The following is a 1,821-nucleotide window of genomic DNA, read 5'->3' as shown; positions in this document are numbered from 1 at the left end:
AACAACTGTATTTTTAAATATAAAATTAATTACCAAAATGAGAACTCATCGATCATTTAGACACAACTTTGTAAAAACACTTACTTTTGCGCACGCAAAATTTCTAAAAAATACAAAAAATTAATCGGAATTACGTAAATTTTGCAAATACTTAAATAATACTTTTTTTCTTTTTATCGATAAGATTATAAGTGCTATACTATCAAGAGTTTTAACGTTAAACGCAAGATAAAAATGTTACCGAAGATCCTTGATATAGCTCCGGCTCTTGCCTTTTTTATAACTTACAAAATGACATCCGATTTAATTACCGCCACTGCCGTAATTGTCGGTTGCTGCCTTATTGCATTTGCGCTTCAATATATCTTTTGGAAAAAAGTATCACGCATGCAGGTTTTTGTATGCGCTGCCGTATTGCTTTTCGGTTTGCCTACCGTGCTTTTAAACGATCCGCAAATTATTAAATGGAAAGTAACCGTAGTAAACTTGATTATGGCCACCGCTATTTTAGTGTGCCAGCATATCTTAAAGCGCAACCCTTTTTCTTATCTTTTCGGACAGGAAATAGCCCTGCCTGAAAATCTTTGGCTAAAACTTGGGACGTGGTGGATGATATTCTTTGTTTTTGCCGCCATGCTCAATGTAGTAATAGCTTTCTTCCTGCCGACGCTGTTCGGTATTGATGCGATGACAGCAGAATCTCTTTGGGTTGACTATAAGACATTCGGCAATGCGATTTTAAATTTCGTATTTGCCTTAGTTTGCATCTTCTATCTGATGAAAACAAATCCCGAAATTTTGGCTGAAGTAAAAGAGCTGAAAAAAGATAACAAACTGACAAAATAAGGAATAACCTATGCCTGACATGAACTTTGGTAATATCAAGTACGCAATCATTCCGGTTGCAGGCTTAGGTACAAGACTTCTTCCCGCAACAAAGGCAATTCCTAAAGAAATGATGCCGCTTGTTGATAAACCCCTCATTCAATATGTGGTAACCGAAGCGGTCAGCGCAGGAATAAAAAATATCGTTTTGGTAACACACTCTTCAAAAAACGCTATCGAAAATCATTTCGATACGTCTTTTGAACTTGAGGCTACTTTGGAAAAGCGCGTTAAGCGCCAATTGTTAAGCGAAGTTCAAAACATTATTCCTAAAGACGTTACCATCATGCACGTCCGTCAAGGTGAAGCTAAAGGTCTTGCTCACGCTATCAAATGCGCATTTCCTATCGTCGGCAAAAACCCTTTTGCCATTTTGCTTCCTGACGTGATTATTGATGATGCCGCCTCTGATTTGAAGAAAGATAACTTAGCTGCCATGATTAAACTCTTTGAGGAAACCGGTACTTCCCAAATCATGGTCGAGAAAGTTCCGCACAACGAAGTCTCTTCATACGGTATCGTAAATTTAAACGGCGTAGAGCCTAAACCGGGTCAGGACGTACAGATTAAGAGCATTATCGAAAAACCTTCAATCGACGAAGCTCCTTCAGATTATGCCGTCGTAGGCCGTTATGTTTTGTCTTCTGAAATCTGGCCGCTTTTCAAGCGTACTCCGCTTGGTGCCGGCGGTGAGTTCCAGCTTACCGACACTATAGAGCTTCTTATGCATCTTGAAGATATTCACGCATACCCTATCATCGGTCACAGCCATGACTGCGGCAATAAAGAAGGTTATGTCAAAACATTTATCGACTATTCGTTAAGGCACCCTTCTTTAGGCAAAGCCATTACGGAATATGTCAAATCCTTAAAGCTTTAAAACCTGAACTCTGCTCTTTTTTGTATATCTATCAGCAGAGTTCATAATCAAAGCCT

At 38.9% G+C, this 1,821-nt stretch carries 2 protein-coding genes; both read left to right on the top strand.

All coding sequences use genetic code 11. The annotated features are described in order from the left end of the window. Positions 1-234 precede the first annotated feature (234 nt). The gene (locus tag QZ019_RS09765) at positions 235-846 is read left to right on the top strand and encodes a septation protein IspZ (RefSeq protein ID WP_295484635.1); all 612 of its coding nucleotides are present in this window, start codon (positions 235-237) and stop codon (positions 844-846) included. 10 nt (positions 847-856) lie between these two features. Then, positions 857-1,765 (top strand): UTP--glucose-1-phosphate uridylyltransferase GalU, encoded by a 909-nt coding sequence (gene galU, locus QZ019_RS09760; protein WP_294565555.1) that lies wholly within the window; start codon positions 857-859, stop codon positions 1,763-1,765. Positions 1,766-1,821 lie beyond the last annotated feature (56 nt).

This window comes from uncultured Succinatimonas sp., assembly GCF_905203285.1.
Classification (GTDB): Bacteria; Pseudomonadota; Gammaproteobacteria; order Enterobacterales; family Succinivibrionaceae; genus Succinatimonas.
The sequence above is the reverse complement of the archived record's forward strand: the minus strand, read 5'-3'. Positions and strand labels throughout refer to the sequence as shown.

Bases quoted from the DNA above. Each gene is read 5' to 3' on its own strand.
- QZ019_RS09765 (WP_295484635.1), top strand. From the start codon at position 235: ATGTTACCGAAGATCCTTGATATAGCTCCGGCTCTTGCCTTTTTTATA.
- galU (WP_294565555.1), top strand. From the start codon at position 857: ATGCCTGACATGAACTTTGGTAATATCAAGTACGCAATCATTCCGGTT.